Origin of the sequence: Streptomyces sp. NPDC015661, from assembly GCF_043077765.1 — a bacterium.
Taxonomy (GTDB): domain Bacteria; phylum Actinomycetota; class Actinomycetes; order Streptomycetales; family Streptomycetaceae; genus Streptomyces.
Genome location: NZ_JBIBST010000007.1, coordinates 482,491 through 501,702 on the forward strand (window position 1 = coordinate 482,491; position 19,212 = coordinate 501,702).

Here is a 19,212-nt window from a genome sequence, read left to right on the forward strand (position 1 = left end):
ACGGCCGCGAAGAAGATCACACCCTGTGTTCGTCTTCCGGCCGTCGACTCGGTTCCTGGCTTGCCCAGTTGCGCCCCGCAACCGATAGCATCGCCGGAAAGCCGCCGTCCCCCGTTGCCAGTGCGGCATCATCCGCTACGAAGGTCATCCATGCCCGACAGTCGAACCTCTGCACATCGCGACAGCCTCAAGGGCGCACGCATCGCACGCGGAGCATCGCCGTGGCTTCTGCCGACCGTCGCCACCGCGGCACTCAGCCTCGCGCGCTCCCGCAAGTCGAGGCGCGCCGCGGCCATCGCCGTGCCGACCACCGCTCTCGCGGCCGGCATGCTGTGGTTCTTCCGCGACCCCGAGCGTGAGATCGCTCAGGGCCGGGTCATCTCCCCCGCCGACGGTGTGGTGCAGAGCATCATGCCGTGGAAGGACGGACGCACCCGGGTCGCCATCTTCATGAGCCCGCTGAACGTCCACGTCAACCGCGCCCCGCTTGCCGGCACGGTGACGTCCGTGGAGCACGTCCCCGGCGGGTTCGTCCCGGCGTTCAACAAGGAGAGCGAGAACAACGAGCGCGTTGTCTGGCACTTCGACACCGAGCTCGGCGACATCGAGATGGTCCAGATCGCGGGCGCCGTCGCCCGGCGGATCGTGCCGTACATCCCGCAGGGGACGAAGGTCGAGCAGGGTGACCGTATCGGTCTGATCCGCTTCGGCTCGCGCGTCGACATCTACCTCCCCGAGGGTGTCGAGGTCGCGGTCGAGGTCGGCCAGGCCACCACAGCGGGGGTGACTCGCATTGACCGTGATTGATCCCGACACACGTGCCGCCGACTGGGTCGCCGACGCCGAGGCGGAGGCGGCCGACGAAGCCGAGGAGATGCCGCTGTCGCTGAGGCTGTCCATAGCGGACGCCCTCACGCTCGGTAACGCCACGTGCGGCTTCATGGCGGTGTACTTCACCACCACCGGCATCCTCATCCCGCACCTCACCGGCAGCAGCGAGACCGGCATGGCGCGCAACAGCGCCGCCACCGCCGTGATCCTAATGCTGGCCGCAGCGATCTTCGACCTCTTCGACGGCATCGTGGCGCGCAAGCTCCGCAGCTCGCCGATGGGCGCCGAGCTCGACAACCTGTCGGACCTGATCAGCTTCGGTCTGGCCCCGGCCTACTTCGTGCTCGTGTACGGCATGGTCGCGGACGACGCGCAGCAGAAGGTCTCGGCGGTCGCCGCGATCGTGGTGCTGCTCGCGGTGGTCCTGCGGCTGGCTCGCTTCTCCTGCGTGACGATGAAGGACGGCATGTTCCAGGGCATGCCGAGCCCCTTCGGCGCGCTGACGGTCGTCTCGATCGTGCTCCTGGAGCTGCCCTTCATCCCGACGCTGCTCGCGATCATCGGAGTGGCGTGGCTGATGGTCAGCCGGGTCGAGTACCCCAAGCCGCGGGGTGTCCTCGCGGTGGCGATGCTCAGTTGGATCGTCGGCGCGATGGCCATGCTGGCGGCCTGGGCGTTCGACGCGCCGGGCGGGGCGTTCCTGCTCCAGACCGGCTGCGCGCTCCAGGTCGTGATGGGCGCCGTGATCCCCCTCTTCGCGACGGCCCGCCGAGTGAACACCTTCCGCGGCAACCGGCGTGAGAGCCGGGAGGCGCGGGCGGCACAGCTGCCGTAGCGCACGGACGTCGTACGGAAGGGCCCCGGGAGGCGAATCGCCTCCCGGGGCCCTTTCGCATGCCCTAGCCGAGCCGCTTGTAGTACAGCGTGGTGGCGCGAAGGGTGCCGGCCGGGTCGGCGGCGAAGTCCGGGATCGTCCCGGCGACGGTCCAGCCCGCGCCCCGGTAGAGGCGCTCGGCCGGGCTGTCGGTCTGGGTGTCCAGGACGAGCAGACGGAGACCGGTGGCGGCGGCGTGGGCCTCGGCCGTGGCGAGCAGGCTCCGCCCGAGGCCGCGGCCGCGGGCGGAGCGGTGCACGAGGAGCCGGGCGATCTCGCCGCGGTGCCGGCCGTTGGCCGTGCCCGTACGGACGAGGGTGACGACGCCGGTGAGGCGCCCGTCGGGTCCCTGGGCGGCCCAGACGTCCCGTACGCCCTGTGCGGCCTCCTCGGCGACGCGGGACCACCAGGCGGCCGCCTCGGCGGGGTCCAGGGGCGCCAGGAAGCCGACGGAGGCCCCGCCGTCCACGGCGTCCACGAGGAGCGCGGCGAGTCCGGCGGGGGCGTGGGTCCGTACGGCGTCGGGGGTGAGGTGCTCGATGACGTCGAGCCGCCGCTCCAGGCACAGGAGGTCCGGACGGTCGTCCCAGGGATCCACCGTCGCGAAGCCGAGGCTCCGGTAGAGGGCGAGCGGCTCCTCCCGCCAGTTCCAGACGGTGAGGCGTACGGCGGGCACGCCGGAGTCCGCGGCCCGGCGCAGGGCCTCGGCCATGAGGGCCTTCGCGAGGCCCTTCCTCCGGGCCTCGGGCGCGACCCAGAGCCGCTTGATCTCGGGCGCGCGGCCCTCCCTGGGGGCCTTGAGGACGACGCATCCCGCCGGCTCGTCCGCGCCGGGCGGGGTGGCGAGCAGGACGGTGTCGTCGGCGAACGCGGCGGCCGGGTCCTCGGTCTCGACGCGGTATACGGCCGGGAGCTCGTCGACGGAGGCGACGGCGGTGCCCTTCTCGGCCTGGTTGACGAGATGGTAGGCGCGGAGCAGGTCAGGGAGGCGGGGGTGGGAGCGGTTCTCCTCGATGCGGGCAGCAGTCATGGGGGCAGCTTCACACCGGCGTGTTTCCACCAGATGACGAGCCCCGCGCCAGGCGGGCGGCGCCCCTCGCCCCACCCGCCGTGTGGGCCCGCGCCCCGCCCGTGTGGGCCCGCGCCCGTGCGGTGCGGTGCCCCCGCCCGGGGCTTCGCCCCGCCCCGTGCGCGCGGTGCCCCCGTCCACCCGCCGTGTGGGCAATCGTCCCGCTGGGGCGATGGGGGTCCCCCCTGCTCGAGCGGAGCCGAGAGCTTGGGGGAGGGTGGGCACACGGGACGGCGCCCTCTAGCGGCGCCTCCGCGTTCCGCGCCTGGACCCGCAGCTCAGCGGCGGCGCACAACGTGGTGCGGGTTCAGGGCACAGAAGCCTCTGGCGTCGGCAGGGCGCGGGTCCGTTGTGCCCACCCGTTCCGCCCCGGCGGAACGCCTGCCCACAACGGGGCGGGCGGCGGGTGGGCACCGCTGTCCGCAGCGGGGCGTCCTGGTTATGCCAGGAAGTCGCGGGCCAGGTTCGACGCCGCGTCCTCCAGCAGCGGCCCCGCGTTCGCCATGGACTTCGCCGGGTCCGGCTCCAGCTCGGCGAGGGCGTACGCGCGGCGGATGCCCGCCGCTCCCAGCGCCTCCGGCGGCAGGGCGAGCCGGCCGCAGACCGCGACGACCTCCTTGCCCGCGGCGCGCGCGGCGGCGGCGACGCCGGCCGGGGCCTTGCCGTGGAGGGTCTGCTCGTCGAGGGAACCCTCGCCGGTGATGACGAGGGTGGCCCGCTCCAGGGCCGGGGCGAAGCCGAGGACCTCCAGCATCAGCTCGATGCCGGGCCGGAAGCTCGCGCCGAGGATGAGCGCGCCGTACCCGATGCCGCCCGCGCCGCCCGCGCCGGGGGCGACGGCCGCTTCGGCGGCGCGCGGCCCGACGGCCTTCTCCAGGACGGTGGCGAAGTGGGCGAGGGCCGCGTCCAGCACCCGGACGTCGTCCGGGGTCGCGCCCTTCTGCGGTCCGTAGACGGCGGGGGCGCCCTTCGGGCCGGTCAGCGGGTTGTCGACGTCGCTCGCGAGGATCAGGTCGACGGAGGCGAAGCGGGGGTCGAGACCGCTGAGGTCGGCCGTGGCGAGGTCGGCGAGCGGCGCGCCGCCGGGGCCGACGGGCTCGCCGTCCGCGTCGAGGAACCGGGCGCCCAGCGCCGCGAGCATGCCGGATCCGCCGTCGGTGGTGGCGCTGCCGCCGACGCCGAAGACGAGGGTGGTCGCACCGGCGTCGAGGGCGGCGCGGAGCAGCTCTCCGGAGCCGTACGTGGTCGCCGTCAGCGGGGCGAACACACCGGGCGGGAGCAGCTGGAGGCCCGAGGCCTCGGCCATCTCGACGACCGCGGTGGTGCCGCGCAGCGCGTACGCCGCGGTGACCGGCTCGCCGAGCGGGCCCGTCACACGGACCTCGCGCCGCTCGAAGCCGGCCGCGACGGCCGCCGCGACGGTGCCGTCGCCGCCGTCCGCGACGGGCAGCGTTTCCACCGTGAGCTCCGGGACGACCCGTCGCAGTCCTGCTGTGACCCGCTCCGCGACCTGTACGGCCGTGAGCGAGCCCTTGAACTTGTCGGCCGCCACGAGAACGTGAGCGACCTGAGTTGCTGCCCCGTCCGTCACCTTGCATCCCTTGCTTTCGAACGTGCAGTCGCGCCGAGGGGGAGCCTATCCGTACCGCCAGACGGCGTGCCACCCCCTGATAAGGCGATATTCCGCACCATAGTGGGGTCACATGAGTACGGAAAAGATCGTTCCGGACGGCAGGCCCGACGGCAAGGTCATCGGGATCGGCGTCGCGGCCGTCGTCGCGGTCGTCGGCTGGGCGGCGCTGGGCGAGGATTCCTTCGACCGGGCGTCGTCCACCGCGCTGAGCTGGGTGTTGTCGAACTTCGCCTGGCTTTTCGTGGTCGCCGCGGACACCTTCCTGGTGCTGTGCGTGGTGATCGCGCTGAGCCGCTTCGGCCGGATCAGGCTGGGTGCGGACGACTCCGAGCCGGAGTTCACGAACCTGGCGTGGATCGCGATGATGTTCAGCGCCGGAATGGGCATCGGTCTGATGTTCTACGGGGTCGGGGAGCCGCTGACGCACTTCCTGAGTCCTCCTCCGGCGAGCGGGGTCCCGGCGGGGACGGGCGCGGCGGCCCGGACGGCCCTGGAGTACTCGTTCTTCCACTGGACGCTGACGCCGTGGGCGATCTACGGCATCGCGGGTCTGGCGCTCGCGTACGCGGGCTTCCGCAAGGGCCGGGGGAACCGGCTGAGCTCCGCCTTCGTGCCGCTGATGGGGGCGCGCCGGGCGGATTCCTGGCCGGGGAAGGCGATCGACCTGCTCGCGGTGTTCGCGACGGTGTTCGGCACGGCGACGAGTCTGGGCCTCGGTGCGCTGCAGGTCGCCGAGGGGCTGAATCTGACGATGGGCGTGGAGAACTCCACGGCGACGCAGCTGATCATCATCGTGTCGCTGTCGGGGGCCTTCGTCCTGTCGGCGTTCTCCGGTCTCCACAAGGGCGTGAAGTGGCTGTCCACGCTGAACATCGTCCTCGCGGCCTGTCTGATGGTCTTCGTGTTCCTGCTGGGCCCGACCGTCTACATCCTGGACACCATCCCGGCCTCCGTCGGCGGCTATCTGCACCAGCTGCTGCCGATGGCGAGCCGTACGGGTGCGTTCACCGACCGGGACTGGCTGGGCACGTGGACGATCTTCTACTGGGCGTGGTGGCTGTCCTGGGCGCCGTTCGTCGGCACCTTCATCGCCCGGATCTCACGCGGCCGGACGATCCGCGAGTTCCTGGTGGGGGTGCTGCTCGTGCCGTCGGGGGCGACGGTGGTGTGGTTCTGCGTGATGGGCGGGACCGCGATCCGGCTGGAATCGACGGGTGCGGCGGACCTGGCGACGGCGGTGAAGGACGGCGCGGAGGCCTCGTTGTTCGCGATGCTGGAGGCGCTGCCGATCGGGACGGTGACCTCGGTGATCGCGATGGTCCTGGTGATGACGTACTTCGTCACGAGCGCGGACTCGGCCTCGCTCGTGATGGGTTCGCTGACGAGCCGCGGCTCGCTCAACCCGCCGACCTGGCTCGTGGTGACCTGGGGCGTGCTGATGGCGGCCGTGGCGGCGGTGCTGCTCGTGGCGGGCGGTCTGAGCTCGCTGCAGACGGCGACGATCCTGGTGGCGCTGCCGTTCGTGGTGGTGATGCTGGTGCTGTGCTTCGCGCTCCTGAAGGAGCTGCGGGAGGACCCGGGGGCGGGCCCGGCCCGGCAGCACGCCCTGCACGGGCTGCGGGACGCGGTGCGGACGCTGGTGGGCGAGGCGATGACGGAGCGGGGCGGCGACCCGCTGCGCCCGCCGCGGCCGCCGGAGAAGGCCCGTACCGGCGCGGAACCGCCGCTCGACGGCGAGGGCTGATGCTCGGCGCGCGCCCGGCCCCCGCGTTCGGTACACCGGAGGTATGGGGTTCACGGACGGGGAGCTCGGGGACCGGATCCTGGGCGGCTGGACGGGCCGGATCGCCGGGAACATGCTCGGCAAGCCCGTGGAGCGCGGCGACCACTGGACCCGGGAGCGCATCGACGCGTATCTCCGGCTGACGGGGGCGCTCCCGCTGACCGACTACCTCCCTCCCCCGCCGCCCGGGGCGGCGGACTTCGAGCTGCGGCCGGAGTGGGAGCGGTGTGTGCGGGGCGGGATCGACGGCAGCTGCCGGGACGACGACGTCGACTGGTCGGTGCTGGGGCTGCACCTCCTGGAGACGTACGGCTTCGCGTTCACCACCGAGCAGGTCGGCCGGGAGTGGCTGCTGCGGCTGCCGTACCTGCAGACGTTCACGGCGGAGCGGGTCGCCTACCGGAACCTGGCGGACGGGCTGCGGCCGCCGCTGACGGCCACGTACGACAATCCGTACCAGGAGTGGATCGGCGCGCTGATCCGGGCCGATGTGTACGGCTGGACCTGTCCGGGCGATCCGCGCCGGGCGGCCTCGCTCGCCCGCCGGGACGCGGTCCTCTCGCACACGGGGAACGGCGTGTACGGGGCGATGTGGGCGGCGGCGCTGATCGCGGCGGCCTTCACCGCGCCGGACCTGCGGTCGGCCCTGGAGACGAGCCTGGAGCGGGTGCCGGCGAGCAGCCGGCTCGCCCGGACGGTACGGGGCACGATCGCGCTGTACGAGTCGGGGCTCGGCTGGTCGGAGGCGCTCACCGAGCTCGCGGAGCGGACGGCGGGCCTCGGCTGGATCCACACCGTCCCGAACGCGGCCGTCCTGACCGCCGGACTCCTGTACGGGGAAGGGGACTTCACCCGAACCATCGCCCTGACCGTCCGCGGCGGCCTGGACACCGACTCCAACGGGGCGACGGCGGGCTCGGTGGCCGGGGTCCGCTGCGGCGCCGCCGCGATCCCGCCGCAGTGGTCCGAACCGCTGCGGGACCGGGTGCGCAGTGCCGTCTTCGGCTTCGACGGCGTCCGCATCAGCGAACTGGCGGAGCGAACCCTGCGGTTGGCGGAGCGGGGCTGAGGCTCCGGCACCTCACCCCTGCGGGGGCTCCGGCGGGACGATCTCGCCGGTGCGCTGGGGTTCGTCGCGGCTGACGGCCCGCGCCTCGGTGCGGTGGCCGCGGGCGATGTAGTCGCGGACCACCGCCTCGACGGCGTCCTGGGGGTTGCCGATGCCTGCCAGGACCATGACTTCCACGACGAGTTCGGCGTCGAGACCGATGTTCACCTTGGCCATGGCGGGAACCTAACACCCTGCTCAGAACAGGGCGTCGGGTTCCGCCGCACCCGATTCGAAGGCGAGCAGCCGCTGCTTGCGGTCCAGGCCGCCGCCGTAGCCGGTGAGGCTGCCGCCCGACCCGATGACCCGGTGGCAGGGGACGATGATGGTGACGGGGTTCTTGCCGTTGGCGAGGCCCACGGCACGGGAGGCGCCGGGGCTGCCGAGCTCCTCGGCGAGTTCGCCGTAGGTCCGGGTCTCCCCGTACGGGATGCGCAGGAGCTGCTCCCAGACGCGCAGCTGGAACGGGGTGCCGACCAGGTTCAACGGCAGGTCGAACTCGGTGAGTTCGCCGGCGAAGTAGGCGTCGAGCTGGCGGATCGCCTCGCCGAAGGGGCGCGGGTCGGGCTCGCCGAAGGTCTCCTCGGGCGGGCGGTGGCGCTGTCCCGTCATGTACATGCGGCTGAGGACGCCGTCGACGGCGACGAGGGTCAGCGGGTCGTAGGGGCTGTCCACGACGGTGTGCTGGATGGTGGGCATGGGATGGGTTCCTGACGGTCCGTTACACGGGAAGGAGGTTGATCGGGTGGTCGTCGGTCGCCCAGAGGTACTGGACGGCGTAGGCCCGCCAGGGGCGCCAGTGCGCGGCGCGGGCGGTGAGCGCGGCCGGGGTGCCGGGCAGTCCGAGCGCCTCGGCGGCGCGGCGCACGCCGAGGTCGCCGGGGAGGAAGGCGTCGGGGTCGCCGAGGGCCCGCATGGCGATGACCTCGGTGGTCCAGGGGCCGAAGCCGGGCAGGGCGAGCAGCCGGGCGCGCGCCTCCTCGCGGTCGTCGGCGGGGCCGAGCGGGAGCGAGCCGTCGGCGAGGGCCCGGACGAGGGTGAGGAGGGTGGTGCGGCGGCTGCGCGGCAGGGCGAGGGTCTCGGGGTCGAGGGCGGCGAGCGCCTCGGGGCTCGGGAAGAGGTGGGTCAGGCCGCCCTCGGGGTCGTCGATCGGGACGCCGTGCGCGGTGACGAGGCGGGCGGCGTGGGTGCGGGCGGCGGCGGTGGAGACCTGCTGGCCGAGGACGGCCCGTACGGCGAACTCGGCGGCGTCGACGGACCCCGGTACCCGGCGGCCGGGCGCCTTGTCGACGATCGGGGCGAGCAGGGGGTCGGTGCGGAGCTGCTCGTCGACGGCGACGGGGTCGGCGTCGAGGTCGAGGAGCCGCCGGCAGCGGCTGATCGCGTGGGTGAGGTCGCGGGGGTCGGTGAGGAAGAGGCGGCAGGCGATGTGGTCGGGGCGCGGGGCGAGGGCGACGATGCCGTGTCCGTACGGGAGGCTCAGCGTCCGCCGGTAGGCGCCGTCGCGCCACTCCTCCACGCCGGGGACGGCGGTCGCGGCGAGGTGCCCGAAGAGGTTGGAGGGTTCCAGTGGGGCGCGGAACGGCAGCCGGAGGCTGATGACGCCCGGGGTCGCGCTCGCTTGCAGGGAGGACCGGCGGGCGGCGCGGGCGCGGAGCTCACCGGGGGTGAGGGCGAAGACCTCGCGGATGGTGTCGTTGAAGGTGCGGATGGAGGAGAAGCCGGCCGCGAAGGCGATCTCGCCGAAGGGCATCACGGTGGTCTCGATGAGCAGCCGGGCGGTCTGGGCGCGCTGGGCGCGGGCCAGTGCGAGCGGTCCGGCGCCCAGCTCGGCGAGGAGCTGGCGTTCGATCTGGCGGGTGGACCAGCCGAGCCGCCGGGCCAGGCCGGGGACGCCCTCGCGGTCGACGACGCCGTCCTGGATGAGCCTGACGGCGCGGGCGACGGCGTCGGCCCGGACGTTCCACTGGGGTGAGCCGGGGCTGGTGTCGGGCCGGCACCGCTTGCACGCCCGGTAGCCGGCGCGCTGGCAGGAGGCGGCGCTGGGGTGGAACTCCATGTTCTCCGGCTTGGGCGGGACGGCCGGGCAGCTGGGCCGGCAGTAGATCCGGGTGGTGCGGACGGCGGTGAAGAACACGCCGTCGAAACGGGCCTCCTTCGACTGGACGGCCCGTACGCAGCGCTCGGTGTCGGTGTGCATGGTTCCAGGATCGGGGACGGACGGCTCGTGGGCTGGCGAGAAAACGACATGGACGTCCGCCCCCTGCCGGTCTCAGAGGGTGACGGTCCGGTAGTGGGTGGTCAGCCGGCCGTCCTCGCCGAGGACGTGGAAGGCGAGGGCGGGCGGCAGTCCGAGGTGGACGTGCGGGTCGTCGGTCGGGTTCTCCCACGGCAGCCGGAGGGCGGAGACGACGCCGGGCGCGACGAGCAGCGGACGCCCGGCGAACGTGGTGGCGGCGGCGGTGTGGGCGTGGCCCGCGAGGAAGGCCGTGAGGTGGGGGTGGCGGTCGGCGAGCGCGGCGAGCCGCTCCTCTCCGAACTGGCGGATCCCGTCCACGTACGGGGTGTGCAGCGGCACCGGCGGGTGGTGGAAGGCGACCAGGACGGGCACCTCGTGCGGGGTGGCGGCGAGCACGCCGTCGAGCCACTCGACGGTCTCGTCCTCCAGGAGGCCCTGGTCCTCGCCGGGCACCGAGGAGTCGCAGAGGGCGATGACGAAACCCTCGCCTCGGATCACCTGGTTGACGGGGGCGTAGGGGCGCGGCGCGGCCTCTTCGGTGAGGTGTTCCTCGGGGAGGAGGCCCTTGCGGAAGGCGGCGCGGTCGTCGTGGTTGCCGGGGCAGACGAGCAGCGGGTGGCGGGAGGTCAGCAGCTCCCGCGCCGCCGCGTACTCGTCCGGGGTCCCGTGGTCGGCGATGTCGCCGGTGACGAGGACGGCCGCCAGGTCGTACGGCAGCTCCTCCAGGTACCGCAGGACGGCGCGGGTGCGGTCCTGGCTGCGCGGATCGCCGTCGATGTGGACGTCGCTGACGTGGGCGATGACGATCATGCGGCCGGACCTCCGTGGGTGCGCGTGAACGGGCGTTCACGCGACCGTACGGTGATCACGGGCGGGCCGGGAAGGGCCGATCCGGGACCGGTGGCCTTCCCCGGTTCGGCTACTCGAAGCGGGTGGTGTCCCCCGCGCCGCGGCGGACGATCTCGGGCTCGCCGCTGGAGAAGTCGACGACGGTGGTGGGTTCGGTGCCGCAGTCGCCGGAGTCGAGGACGGCGTCCACCTGGTGGTCGAGCCGCTCCTTGATCTCCCAGCCCTGGGTGAGCGGTTCGGCCTCGTCGGGCAGGAGCAGGGTGCTGGAGAGCAGCGGCTCGCCGAGCTCGGCGAGGAGCGCCTGGGTGACGACGTGGTCGGGGATGCGGACGCCGACGGTCTTCTTCTTGGGGTGGAGGAGCTGGCGCGGCACCTCCTTCGTCGCCGGGAGGATGAAGGTGTACGCGCCGGGGGTGGACGCCTTGACCGCGCGGAAGACGTCGTTGTCGATGTGCACGAGCTGGCCCAGCTGGGCGAAGTTCGCGCACATCAGCGTGAAGTGGTGCCGGTCGTCGAGGTCGCGGATGGCGCGGATGCGGCTGATGCCGTCGCGGCTGCCGAGCCGGGTGCCGAGCGCGTAGCAGGAGTCGGTCGGGTACGCGACGAGCGCCCCGTTCCTGATGGACTCGGCCACCGCGCCGATGGTGCGGGGCTGGGGGTTGTCGGGGTGCACGTCGAAGTACTTGGCCATGGGGAGCAGTCTATTTTCGCAGGCTCCGCCACACGGCCTTCGCCGCGTTGTGCCCGGACATGCCGTGCACGCCGGGACCGGGCGGGGTCGCGGAGGAGCAGAGGAAGACCGCCGGGTGCGGGGTGGCGTAGGGGCGGAGGGAGAGCCTGGGGCGCAGCACCAGCTGGAGGCCTCGGGCGGCGCCGCAGGCGATGTCGCCGCCGATGTAGTTGGCGTTGCGCTCGGCGAGTTCGGGCGGGCCCGCGGTGGCGCGGGCGAGGACGCGGTCGCGGAAGCCGGGGGCGAAGCGCTCGATCTGACGCTCTATCGCCTCGGTGAGGTCGCCGCGCCAGCCGTGGGGCACATGGCCGTAGGCCCAGAAGACGTGCTTGCCCTCGGGGGCGCGGGAGGGGTCGACGAGGCTGGGCTGGGCGGTGATGAGGAAGGGGGCCTCGGGCGCGGTGCCGGAGGAGGCCTCGCGCAGGGCGGTGCCGATCTCGCCGGCGGTGGGGCCGACCTGGACGGTGCCGGCCCGGCGGGCCTCCTCGGCGGTCCAGGGCACGGGCCCGTCGAGCGCGTAGTCGATCTTGAAGGCGGCGGCGCCGTACTTGTAGTGGTCGTAGTGCCCGCCGAAGCCGGCGATCCGGGCGAGGGCGGCGGGCGAGGTGTCGAAGACGTAGGCGCGGGCGGGCGGCAGGTCGTCGAGCCGCTTGACCTCGAAGTCGGTGTGGACGGCGCCGCCGAGGTCCTTGAGGTACGCGGCGAGGGCGTCGGAGATCGACTGGGAGCCGCCCCGGGGCATCGGCCAGCCGCCCGCGTGCGCGGCGAGCGCGAAGACCAGGCCGACGGCGGCCGTGGCGAAGCCGCCCAGCGGGGCGATGACATGGCCCACCATGCCGGCGAAGAGCGCGGGCGCCTTCTCGTCCTGGAACCTGCGCATCAGCCAGGTGGACGGCGGCAGTCCGGCGAGGCCGAAGCGGGCGAGGGTGACCGGGTCGCGGGGCAGCGCGGTGAGCGGCAGCTGCATGAAGTCGCTCGCGAGGGTGTCCCACTTGCCGAGGAAGGGGGCGACGAGCCTGCGGTACGTCCCGGCGTCGCGCGGCCCGAAGGAGGCGGCGGTCTCGGCGACGGAGCGGGCGAGGACGGCGGCGGTGCCGTCGTCCCAGGGGTGGGCCATGGGCAGTTCGGGGTGGAGCCACTCCAGGCCGTACCGGTCGAGCGGCATCGTCTTGAAGACGGGCGAGCCGGCACCGAGCGGATGCACGGCGGAGCAGGGGTCGTGACGGAAACCCGGGAGGGTGAGCTCCTCGGTCCTGGCGCCGCCGCCGACAGTGGACTTGGCCTCGAAGACGGCCACGGAGAGCCCGCGCCGGGCCAGTTCGACAGCGGCCGTCAGTCCGTTGGGCCCCGCCCCCACGACGACGGCATCGAACATCGACGTCACGTTCGTCACCTTCGGACTCCTTCGTCAGCCGATGGCCAAGGCTCCCAGGATAGGCGGGGGCCGGTCGGTGACTCACGCGCCCCCGAGGAGCGTCCGGATCCGCTCCGCGGTGGCCGCGTCCCGTGCGGTCGTGAACGGCAGCGCGTTGCCCCCGGCGATACGGAAGGGCTCCCCCGCGATCGTCGTGGTCGCGCCGCCCGCCTCGGCGACGAGGAGCAGTCCGGCGGCGTGGTCCCAGGCGTACTCCCAGGAGAAGGCCGTCCCGGACAGCTCTCCGCGCGCCACGGCCAGGTATTCGAGCCCGGCAGAGCCGCAGGGGCGCGGCCGGACGCCCTCGACCTGCAGGCCGAGCAGCGCCCGCTTCTGGTCCGGGGTGGTGTAGTCGGGGTGGGAGGTGGCGACCTCCAGGACCTCGCCGGGCGCCGGCGAACCCGACCGGATCGTCTGCCCGTTGAGGGTGGCGCCGCGCCCGCGCACGGCGACGGCGAACTCCTCCAGAGCGGGCGCGAAGGTCCAGGAGGCGAGGACCTCGCCGTGCCGGGCGAGGGCGACGAGGGTGCAGAAACCGGGGTCGCCGTGGACGAACTGGCGCGTGCCGTCGACCGGGTCGACGATCCAGACGGGGGCGTCGCCGCGCAGCGCCTCGTACAGGGTCGGGTCGGCGTGGACCGCTTCCTCCCCGACGACCACGGAGCCGGGCAGCAGGGCGGTGAGGGAGGCGGTGAGGTGCGCCTCGGCGGCCCGGTCGGCGACGGTGACCAGGTCGTGCGGGCCGTTCTTCTCGACGATGTCGTCGGCGGCGAGCTGCCGGAAGCGCGGCATGATCTCGGCGGCGGCCGCCTTGCGGACGGCCTCCTCGACCTCGGTCGTACGGCCGCCGAGGACGCTTTCAAGGAAGTCTTCGATCATGCCTCCAGCTAAGCACGGGCCGCTGACAACCGGAATGCCGCACTTGTCATCCTCCGTTTCCCCGGGGAGTACCCTTTGGCCGAGTTCACCCCTTACTTACAGGGAGGCTTCCGTGCACGGCGAGTACAAGGTCCCCGGCGGAAAACTGGTGGTCGTCGACCTCGACACCGAGGACGGGGTCCTGCGGAACGTCCGGGTCGCCGGCGACTTCTTCCTGGAGCCGGACGAGGCGATCCTCGCGATCGACGGGGCCCTGGAGGGCGCGCCGGTCGACACGGACGCCGCGGGACTCGCGGCGCGCATCGACGCGGCGCTCCCGCCGGGCACACAGATGTTCGGCCTGACCGCGGAGGGCGTCGGGGTCGCGGTCCGCCGCGCACTCGCCCACGCCACGGACTGGACCGACTACGACTGGCAGCTGATCCACGAGCCGCCGCAGTCCCCCGCGCTCCACATGGCGCTCGACGAGGTCCTGACGGCCGAGGTGGCGTCCGGCCGCCGCCCGCCGACCCTGCGGGTGTGGGAGTGGGGCGCCCCGGCCGTGGTGATCGGCAGCTTCCAGTCCCTGCGCAACGAGGTCGACCCGGAGGCGGCGGAGCGGCACGGCATCGAGGTGGTGCGCCGGATCAGCGGCGGCGGGGCGATGTTCATCGAGCCGGGCAACACGATCACGTACTCGCTCTCCGTCCCCGACGCCCTCGTGCAGGGCCTGTCCTTCACCGACAGCTACGCCTACCTCGACGACTGGGTGCTCGGCGCGCTCGGCGACATGGGGATCCGGGCCTGGTACCAGCCGCTCAACGACATCGCGACGGACGCCGGCAAGATCGCGGGCGCGGCGCAGAAGCGGCTGGTGGCGGGCGAGGGCGCGGTCCTGCACCACGTGACGATGGCGTACGACATCGACGCGGACAAGATGACGGAGGTGCTGCGGATCGGCCGGGAGAAGCTCTCCGACAAGGGCACGAAGAGTGCGAAGAAGCGCGTGGACCCGCTGCGCCGCCAGACGGGCCTGCCGCGCGAGACGGTGATCGACCGGATGATCGCGTCCTTCCGCAACCGCTACGGCCTCACGGTGGGCAGCCTCACGGAGGACGAACTGACGCGGGCGAAGGAGCTGGCGGAGTCCAAGTTCGGCACGCGGGAGTGGACGGCCCGGGTGCCGTAGTCACCCGGGCCGACGCGCTTGGCGGCGCCTCGCCCCCTGCGCCTGAACCCGCACCCCAGGGCGCCGCGCAACGGGTGCGGGTCCAGGCACGGAAGCCTCTGGCGCCGGCAAGGGCGCCGTCCGTCGTGCCCATGCGTTCCGCCCCGGCGGAACGCATGCCCACAACGGGGCGGGGGCCGCTCCCGGGCGGAGCCCGGCCTGGGACGCGGCCGCCGCCGCGCACGCTCCCGGCCGGGCACCCGACGCGGACCGCTGAGCACCGCCTCGGTCACCAGTCCGGCCCCGTGATCAGGTGACCCCACCGTGCCCCCGTCGTTGATGCCCACGCGGGCCGGGACGGACGTGCGGAAACGTCTCCGCACCGTCGCCGGGCCCGGAACACGGTGTCGACAGGGCGGAGATCAGGTGGGACGGGCGAGGAAGCTCATGGCGACGGTCGCGGGCGCGGTGCTGGGCGTGTGCCCCCTCGGTGTCGCGCCGCACGCGTACGCGGTCGTGGGCGGGCAGGAGGCACGGCCCCATCAGTACCCGTACATGGTCGGGCTCGTGGACCGGGAGGAGCGGCGGGTGATGTGCGGTGGGGCGCTGGTCGGCGAGCGGTACGTGCTGACCGCCGCGCACTGTCTCACCGGCTCGTACAGCAGCACCGCGCGCGTGGGGGTGCTCCTCGGCGACCACGACCTGACGCGCGCGGACGACAGCCCGAACGCGGTGCTCGCGGCCCCGGCCTCGTTCCTCCCGCACCCGGGCTACGACCCGGCCACCCAGCGCGACGACATCGCGCTGATCCGGCTGGCCGAACCGGTGGCGTTCAACCGTGACGTGCGGCCGGTCGCCCTGCCCGCCCGGTACGCCCACGGCGCTTTCGACCACACCCAGGTCGAGGCCCCCGGCTGGGGCGCCACCTCCTTCGGGGGCCGCACCTCCGACGTCCTGCGGACCGTGGTCCTCGGCACCATGAGCAGCCCGACGTGCGGCACCCGCGGCATGTCCGGGGTCACCGCCGCCCAGCTCTGCACGTACGCGCCCGGGCGGGACACCTGTCAGTACGACTCCGGCGGCCCCCTCGTGCACACGGTCGCGGGGACGCCGTACCTGGTCGGACTGGTCTCGTACGGGAAGGGCTGCGCGACCGACACCCCCGCCGTGAACACCCGGGTCTGGTCCTACCTCAGCTGGATCGGGAGGACCGCCGGGAAGCTGCCCCGCGCCTCATGAGGGCCGTGTAGAGGAGCAGGGCGGCGGCCAGGCCCACGGCCCAGCCGTAGTCGGAGAGCGGTTCGAGGAAGGGGATCAGGCCGTCCTCGGGGAACGGGCCCGCGCCCGGCGCCGAGTGGGAGCCGCCGACCGCGAGGACGCCGCCGACCACGAAGGCGAGGACGGCCGCCGGGTTCCAGCCTCCCCGGTACCAGTAGGGGCCGTCGGCCCGGTAGAGGCCTCCGAGGTCGAGGACGGTCCGGCGGACGAGCCAGTAGTCGGCGATGAGGATGCCCGCGACCGTACCGAGGAGGCCGCCGACCAGGCCGAGCCAGGTGAAGATGTACAGCTCCGGGGTGGCGGTGAGCTTCCACGGCATGATGAGCACGCCGACGACGCCGGTGATCAGCGCGCCCGTACGGAAGTTCACCAGCCGCGGGGCGAGGTTGGCGAGGTCGTACGCCGGGGAGACGACGTTCGCCGCGATGTTCACCGACAGGGTCGCGACGAGCACCGTCACCAGGGCGAACAGCAGGCCGAAGACGTTGTCGGTCTTCGCGGCCAGCGCGACCGGGTCCCAGACCGGCGCCCCGTACACGGCCTGCGAGCCCGAGGTGACGAGCACCGAGAGCAGCGCGAACAGGGTCATCGTGGTGGGCAGCCCGAGGGCCTGACCGAGGACTTGGGACCGCTGGCCGGCACCGAAGCGGGTGAAGTCCGGGATGTTGAGGCTGAGCGTGGCCCAGAAGGCGATCATGCCCATGAGAGCGGGGAAGAAGACCGACCAGAAGTCGGGGCCCCAGCCGAGCTTGGACGGCTGGTCGAGGAGGGGACCGAGGCCGCCCGCCTTCACCGTGATCCAGACGAGCAGGGCGAGCGCGCCGACGATGACGAAGGGCGCGGCCCAGTTCTCGAAGCGGCGCAGGGCCTCCATCCCCCGGTGGATGACGGCGAGTTCGAGCGCCCAGAAGAGGACGAAGCAGAGCCACAGGGTCCAGGGCTGCCCCGCGACCTTCGCGACGTCCGCCCAGCCACCGCCGAAGACCTTGTCGAGCAGGACGAAGACGCCCTGACCGCCGATCCAGGTCTGGATGCCGAACCAGGCGCAGGCGACGCCGGCCCGGACGAGCGCGGGAAGGTTCGCGCCGCGCAGCCCGAAGGAGGCGCGCGCGAGGACGGGGAAGGGGATGCCGTACTTCGGTCCGGCGTGCCCGGTGAGCAGCATCGGCAGGAGGACGACGACATTCGCCAGGGCGATCGTGAGGACGGCCTGCTTCCAGTCCATGCCGAGGGCGACGAGACCGGAGGCGAGCATCCAGGAGGGGATGTTGTGGGCCATGCCGACCCAGAGGGCGGCGAAGTTGTACGTGGTCCAGCGGCGCCCGGCCACCGGGACGGGGAGGAGGTCGTCGTTGACGAAGCGGGGGTCGGCGGGGGCCGTGCCGGGCGCGAGCTCGACAGGGCCGTCGTGCAGTTCGGAGGGGCCGGGTCTGCCGGAGGAAGCGGTTGCGGTCATGGACGGAACCCTTCGTTCGGGGGACGGAACGAGGCCGTGCGGGGCGTGGGGTTCTTGACCGGAAGGAGTCTTGTCCTGCGGCGCGGGGGCGTCAAGGGAAAGGGGAACGCCCGGTCACCGGCTCAGCGGGCCCCCTCGGCGGCCACGGGCGCTCCACCGCCGCATGTCGTACGGCCGAAGGCGCCGGTGGCCGTGGCGCGTTGGACGTGCCGGCCGTGGACGGCGAGGGCGCAGCTCGCCGTGCCCCCCTTCTCGCCGAGCGTGACGTGGACGAGCGGCGCGGCGCCGACGGGGACGCTCACGGCCTTCTTCCACGGGAGCGTGGCGTTCCTGACCACGACCTCCTTCTCGCCACCGGTCCCCCGGTAGGAGATGTCGGCGCTCCCCTCACCGAGCACCTCGTACGTCACATCGGCGGCGGCCACGGGCGCGCCCTGCCCCGGAGCCGCCGAGCGCTCGGAGCCGAGCAGCCGGTACGTGCCGAACGCGCCGCAGGCGAGCAGCAGCACCGCCGCGACGGCGATGCCACGACGACGCCGTTCTTTTCGCGTGAGCGGGGCCTCCTCGGGCTCTTCCCGCTCTGCCGGTTCCGCCAGTTCTTCCGTCGTGGGCATGGCCGCACCTTCGATCGACGTGAGTTCGGCCCGGGTTATACACCATCAGAAAGCGTGAAGCCAGGCAGCCGACAAGTCCGGCAATGCACATTCGACGTTCGCGACTCGACCCTTGAAATGCCCCAATTGCGCGCCCACTTGACTGACTGTCAGAGCGCTGATGAAGATCCAGACGCCGTGACCTGAGCGCGTTGGGCGTTCCTCACCAAGGCCGACCGCAGGTCGCGCAGCGGTGCGGACGGTCTGCCCAAGTGCCCGGAATGCGAGCCTGCCGTCCAGCCGGCACTCGTGCACGGCGGTCAACTCCAGTACCGGCATCGGCTCGACCTGCCAGAAGGGGCCCAATGGTGGCAACGCTTTCGGAGATTCGGGCCCTGTTGGGCGAACCCCGGTTCAACTGGTCTGACCCGGCGCCGTGGACCGCGCTGGAGCGGGAGCTGGGCGTGGCATTCCCCGCGGACTTCCACGAGATCGTGGATGCCTACGGCTCGATCTCGGTGAACGGGCAGCTCTATCTGAAGCACCCCGCCCGTCATCTTCTGCACGATCTGGGCACGATGATCAGGCAGGACCTCGAGTTCTGGCGCGAGGAGGACATGGCGGAGTTCCTGCCGGATGCGGCGGGGACGAGCCCCGGTGAACTGCTGCCGGTGGCGACGGCCACGACGGGGGAGATGATCTTCCTCCGTGTTCCCGAGGAGCCCTCGTCACCGTGGCGCGTCCTGGTCCAGGAGATGGACAGTCCGTCCTGGACTCTCTACGAGATGACGTTCGGCGAGTGGCTGCTCGCCTATCTCAAGGGGAGGGACGTGACGTTGTGCGCCCGCGACCGTGCGCCTGACGGACCGTCCTTCGAGTCCCTTCCCTGATCCCTCACGGGATCGACGGAGCCCCGCCACTCTGTGGCGGGGCTCTTGTCGTTCCACGGGGTGTCCGGGCGGGGCACCTCCGGCAGGAGCGATCGGCATGTGGACCGCCGGAGGTGGACGTTCCGGGGCGCCACGGCCCGCCGCGTGCCGCCCCGGGCCCTGGTCAGGCGGTGTTACTCACCAGTCATCGACAGTCGATGCCGGGCCATAGGGATTCTTTGGGAACGGTTGAGCCTATGTCCCCCCGCGCAATCCACTATTTGAATCCGCGTCAAGCGATCACGTAGCTTTCAGCCATCGCCGCAAGGCGTCAGCCAACCGGGAATTCATCGAGGTGCGCCGGGGAGCCGAAGCTTCCGGTTTCCGTGAATTCATTCGCACCTTCCCGTGGGCACTGCTTCCGTTTGCATCACTTCTCCAAGGAGGACATCATCGCCGC

Annotated in this window: 18 protein-coding genes and 1 pseudogene; 7 read left to right on the top strand and 12 right to left on the bottom strand. The window is 72.7% G+C overall.

What is annotated here, in order from left to right; translation table 11 throughout:
• Window positions 1-150: 150 nt before the first annotated feature.
• Both ACF07V_RS21625 and pssA read left to right on the top strand, forming a co-directional pair.
• Window positions 151-807, top strand: a complete 657-nt coding sequence (locus ACF07V_RS21625) for a phosphatidylserine decarboxylase (RefSeq protein ID WP_123456200.1) — start codon at window positions 151-153, stop codon at window positions 805-807.
• The gene (gene pssA, locus ACF07V_RS21630) at window positions 800-1,666 is read left to right on the top strand and encodes a CDP-diacylglycerol--serine O-phosphatidyltransferase (protein ID WP_392156430.1); all 867 of its coding nucleotides are present in this window, start codon (window positions 800-802) and stop codon (window positions 1,664-1,666) included. Before ACF07V_RS21625 ends, pssA begins: the two co-directional genes overlap by 8 nt.
• 64 nt (window positions 1,667-1,730) lie before the next feature.
• Here pssA and ACF07V_RS21635 read toward each other — a convergent pair whose 3' ends face one another.
• The 3 genes and pseudogenes from ACF07V_RS21635 to ACF07V_RS21645 all read right to left on the bottom strand — a co-directional run bounded on the left by ACF07V_RS21635 (window position 1,731) and on the right by ACF07V_RS21645 (window position 4,365).
• Entirely contained in the window at window positions 1,731-2,246 is a 516-nt protein-coding gene (locus ACF07V_RS21635) for a GNAT family N-acetyltransferase (RefSeq protein ID WP_392156432.1), read from the bottom strand.
• Window positions 2,247-2,306: 60 nt separating this feature from the next.
• Window positions 2,307-2,735, bottom strand: a pseudogene (locus ACF07V_RS21640) (GNAT family N-acetyltransferase); the annotation flags it as partial.
• A gap of 478 nt (window positions 2,736-3,213) precedes the next feature.
• Window positions 3,214-4,365, bottom strand: a complete 1,152-nt coding sequence (locus ACF07V_RS21645; RefSeq protein ID WP_392156309.1) for a glycerate kinase — start codon at window positions 4,363-4,365, stop codon at window positions 3,214-3,216.
• Window positions 4,366-4,477: 112 nt separating this feature from the next.
• Here ACF07V_RS21645 and ACF07V_RS21650 point away from each other — a divergent pair, with 112 nt between their 5' ends.
• Together ACF07V_RS21650 and ACF07V_RS21655 are read left to right on the top strand one after the other, a co-directional pair.
• Window positions 4,478-6,151: a BCCT family transporter gene (locus tag ACF07V_RS21650; RefSeq protein ID WP_392156310.1), complete on the top strand. Its 1,674-nt coding sequence runs from the start codon at window positions 4,478-4,480 to the stop codon at window positions 6,149-6,151.
• A gap of 43 nt (window positions 6,152-6,194) precedes the next feature.
• The gene (locus ACF07V_RS21655; RefSeq protein WP_392156311.1) at window positions 6,195-7,259 is read left to right on the top strand and encodes an ADP-ribosylglycohydrolase family protein; all 1,065 of its coding nucleotides are present in this window, start codon (window positions 6,195-6,197) and stop codon (window positions 7,257-7,259) included.
• A 12-nt stretch (window positions 7,260-7,271) separates the two neighbouring features.
• Here ACF07V_RS21655 and ACF07V_RS21660 read toward each other — a convergent pair whose 3' ends face one another.
• The 7 genes from ACF07V_RS21660 to ACF07V_RS21690 form a co-directional block, all read right to left on the bottom strand.
• A complete protein-coding gene (locus ACF07V_RS21660) occupies window positions 7,272-7,475 on the bottom strand; it encodes a type II toxin-antitoxin system VapB family antitoxin (RefSeq protein WP_093873280.1) in 204 nt (67 codons plus the stop codon).
• A gap of 21 nt (window positions 7,476-7,496) precedes the next feature.
• Window positions 7,497-7,997, bottom strand: a complete 501-nt coding sequence (locus ACF07V_RS21665; RefSeq protein ID WP_392156313.1) for a methylated-DNA--[protein]-cysteine S-methyltransferase — start codon at window positions 7,995-7,997, stop codon at window positions 7,497-7,499.
• A 22-nt stretch (window positions 7,998-8,019) separates the two neighbouring features.
• Complete coding sequence (locus ACF07V_RS21670; RefSeq protein ID WP_392156315.1) at window positions 8,020-9,498, bottom strand: AlkA N-terminal domain-containing protein; 1,479 nt, start codon at window positions 9,496-9,498, stop codon at window positions 8,020-8,022.
• A 72-nt stretch (window positions 9,499-9,570) separates the two neighbouring features.
• Entirely contained in the window at window positions 9,571-10,347 is a 777-nt protein-coding gene (locus ACF07V_RS21675) for a metallophosphoesterase (RefSeq protein ID WP_392156317.1), read from the bottom strand.
• A 109-nt stretch (window positions 10,348-10,456) separates the two neighbouring features.
• On the bottom strand, window positions 10,457-11,077 hold the full coding sequence (locus ACF07V_RS21680) for an L-threonylcarbamoyladenylate synthase (protein ID WP_392156318.1): 621 nt from the start codon (window positions 11,075-11,077) through the stop codon (window positions 10,457-10,459).
• 10 nt (window positions 11,078-11,087) lie between these two features.
• Window positions 11,088-12,500, bottom strand: a complete 1,413-nt coding sequence (locus ACF07V_RS21685) for a phytoene desaturase family protein (protein ID WP_392156434.1) — start codon at window positions 12,498-12,500, stop codon at window positions 11,088-11,090.
• Window positions 12,501-12,572: 72 nt separating this feature from the next.
• Complete coding sequence (locus tag ACF07V_RS21690) at window positions 12,573-13,409, bottom strand: inositol monophosphatase family protein (RefSeq protein WP_392156319.1); 837 nt, start codon at window positions 13,407-13,409, stop codon at window positions 12,573-12,575.
• Window positions 13,410-13,521: 112 nt separating this feature from the next.
• Here ACF07V_RS21690 and ACF07V_RS21695 point away from each other — a divergent pair, with 112 nt between their 5' ends.
• Together ACF07V_RS21695 and ACF07V_RS21700 are read left to right on the top strand one after the other, a co-directional pair.
• Window positions 13,522-14,577: a biotin/lipoate A/B protein ligase family protein gene (locus ACF07V_RS21695; RefSeq protein WP_392156320.1), complete on the top strand. Its 1,056-nt coding sequence runs from the start codon at window positions 13,522-13,524 to the stop codon at window positions 14,575-14,577.
• A 426-nt stretch (window positions 14,578-15,003) separates the two neighbouring features.
• Entirely contained in the window at window positions 15,004-15,795 is a 792-nt protein-coding gene (locus ACF07V_RS21700; RefSeq protein ID WP_392156322.1) for a serine protease, read from the top strand.
• Here the strand turns inward: ACF07V_RS21700 and ACF07V_RS21705 are convergent.
• Window positions 15,749-17,290: an NCS1 family nucleobase:cation symporter-1 gene (locus ACF07V_RS21705; protein WP_392156324.1), complete on the bottom strand. Its 1,542-nt coding sequence runs from the start codon at window positions 17,288-17,290 to the stop codon at window positions 15,749-15,751. The genes ACF07V_RS21700 and ACF07V_RS21705 overlap by 47 nt on opposite strands.
• 122 nt (window positions 17,291-17,412) lie before the next feature.
• On the bottom strand, window positions 17,413-17,904 hold the full coding sequence (locus ACF07V_RS21710; RefSeq protein WP_392156325.1) for a hypothetical protein: 492 nt from the start codon (window positions 17,902-17,904) through the stop codon (window positions 17,413-17,415).
• A 443-nt stretch (window positions 17,905-18,347) separates the two neighbouring features.
• Here ACF07V_RS21710 and ACF07V_RS21715 point away from each other — a divergent pair, with 443 nt between their 5' ends.
• A complete protein-coding gene (locus ACF07V_RS21715; protein WP_392156327.1) occupies window positions 18,348-18,773 on the top strand; it encodes an SMI1/KNR4 family protein in 426 nt (141 codons plus the stop codon).
• Window positions 18,774-19,212: the final 439 nt, after the last annotated feature.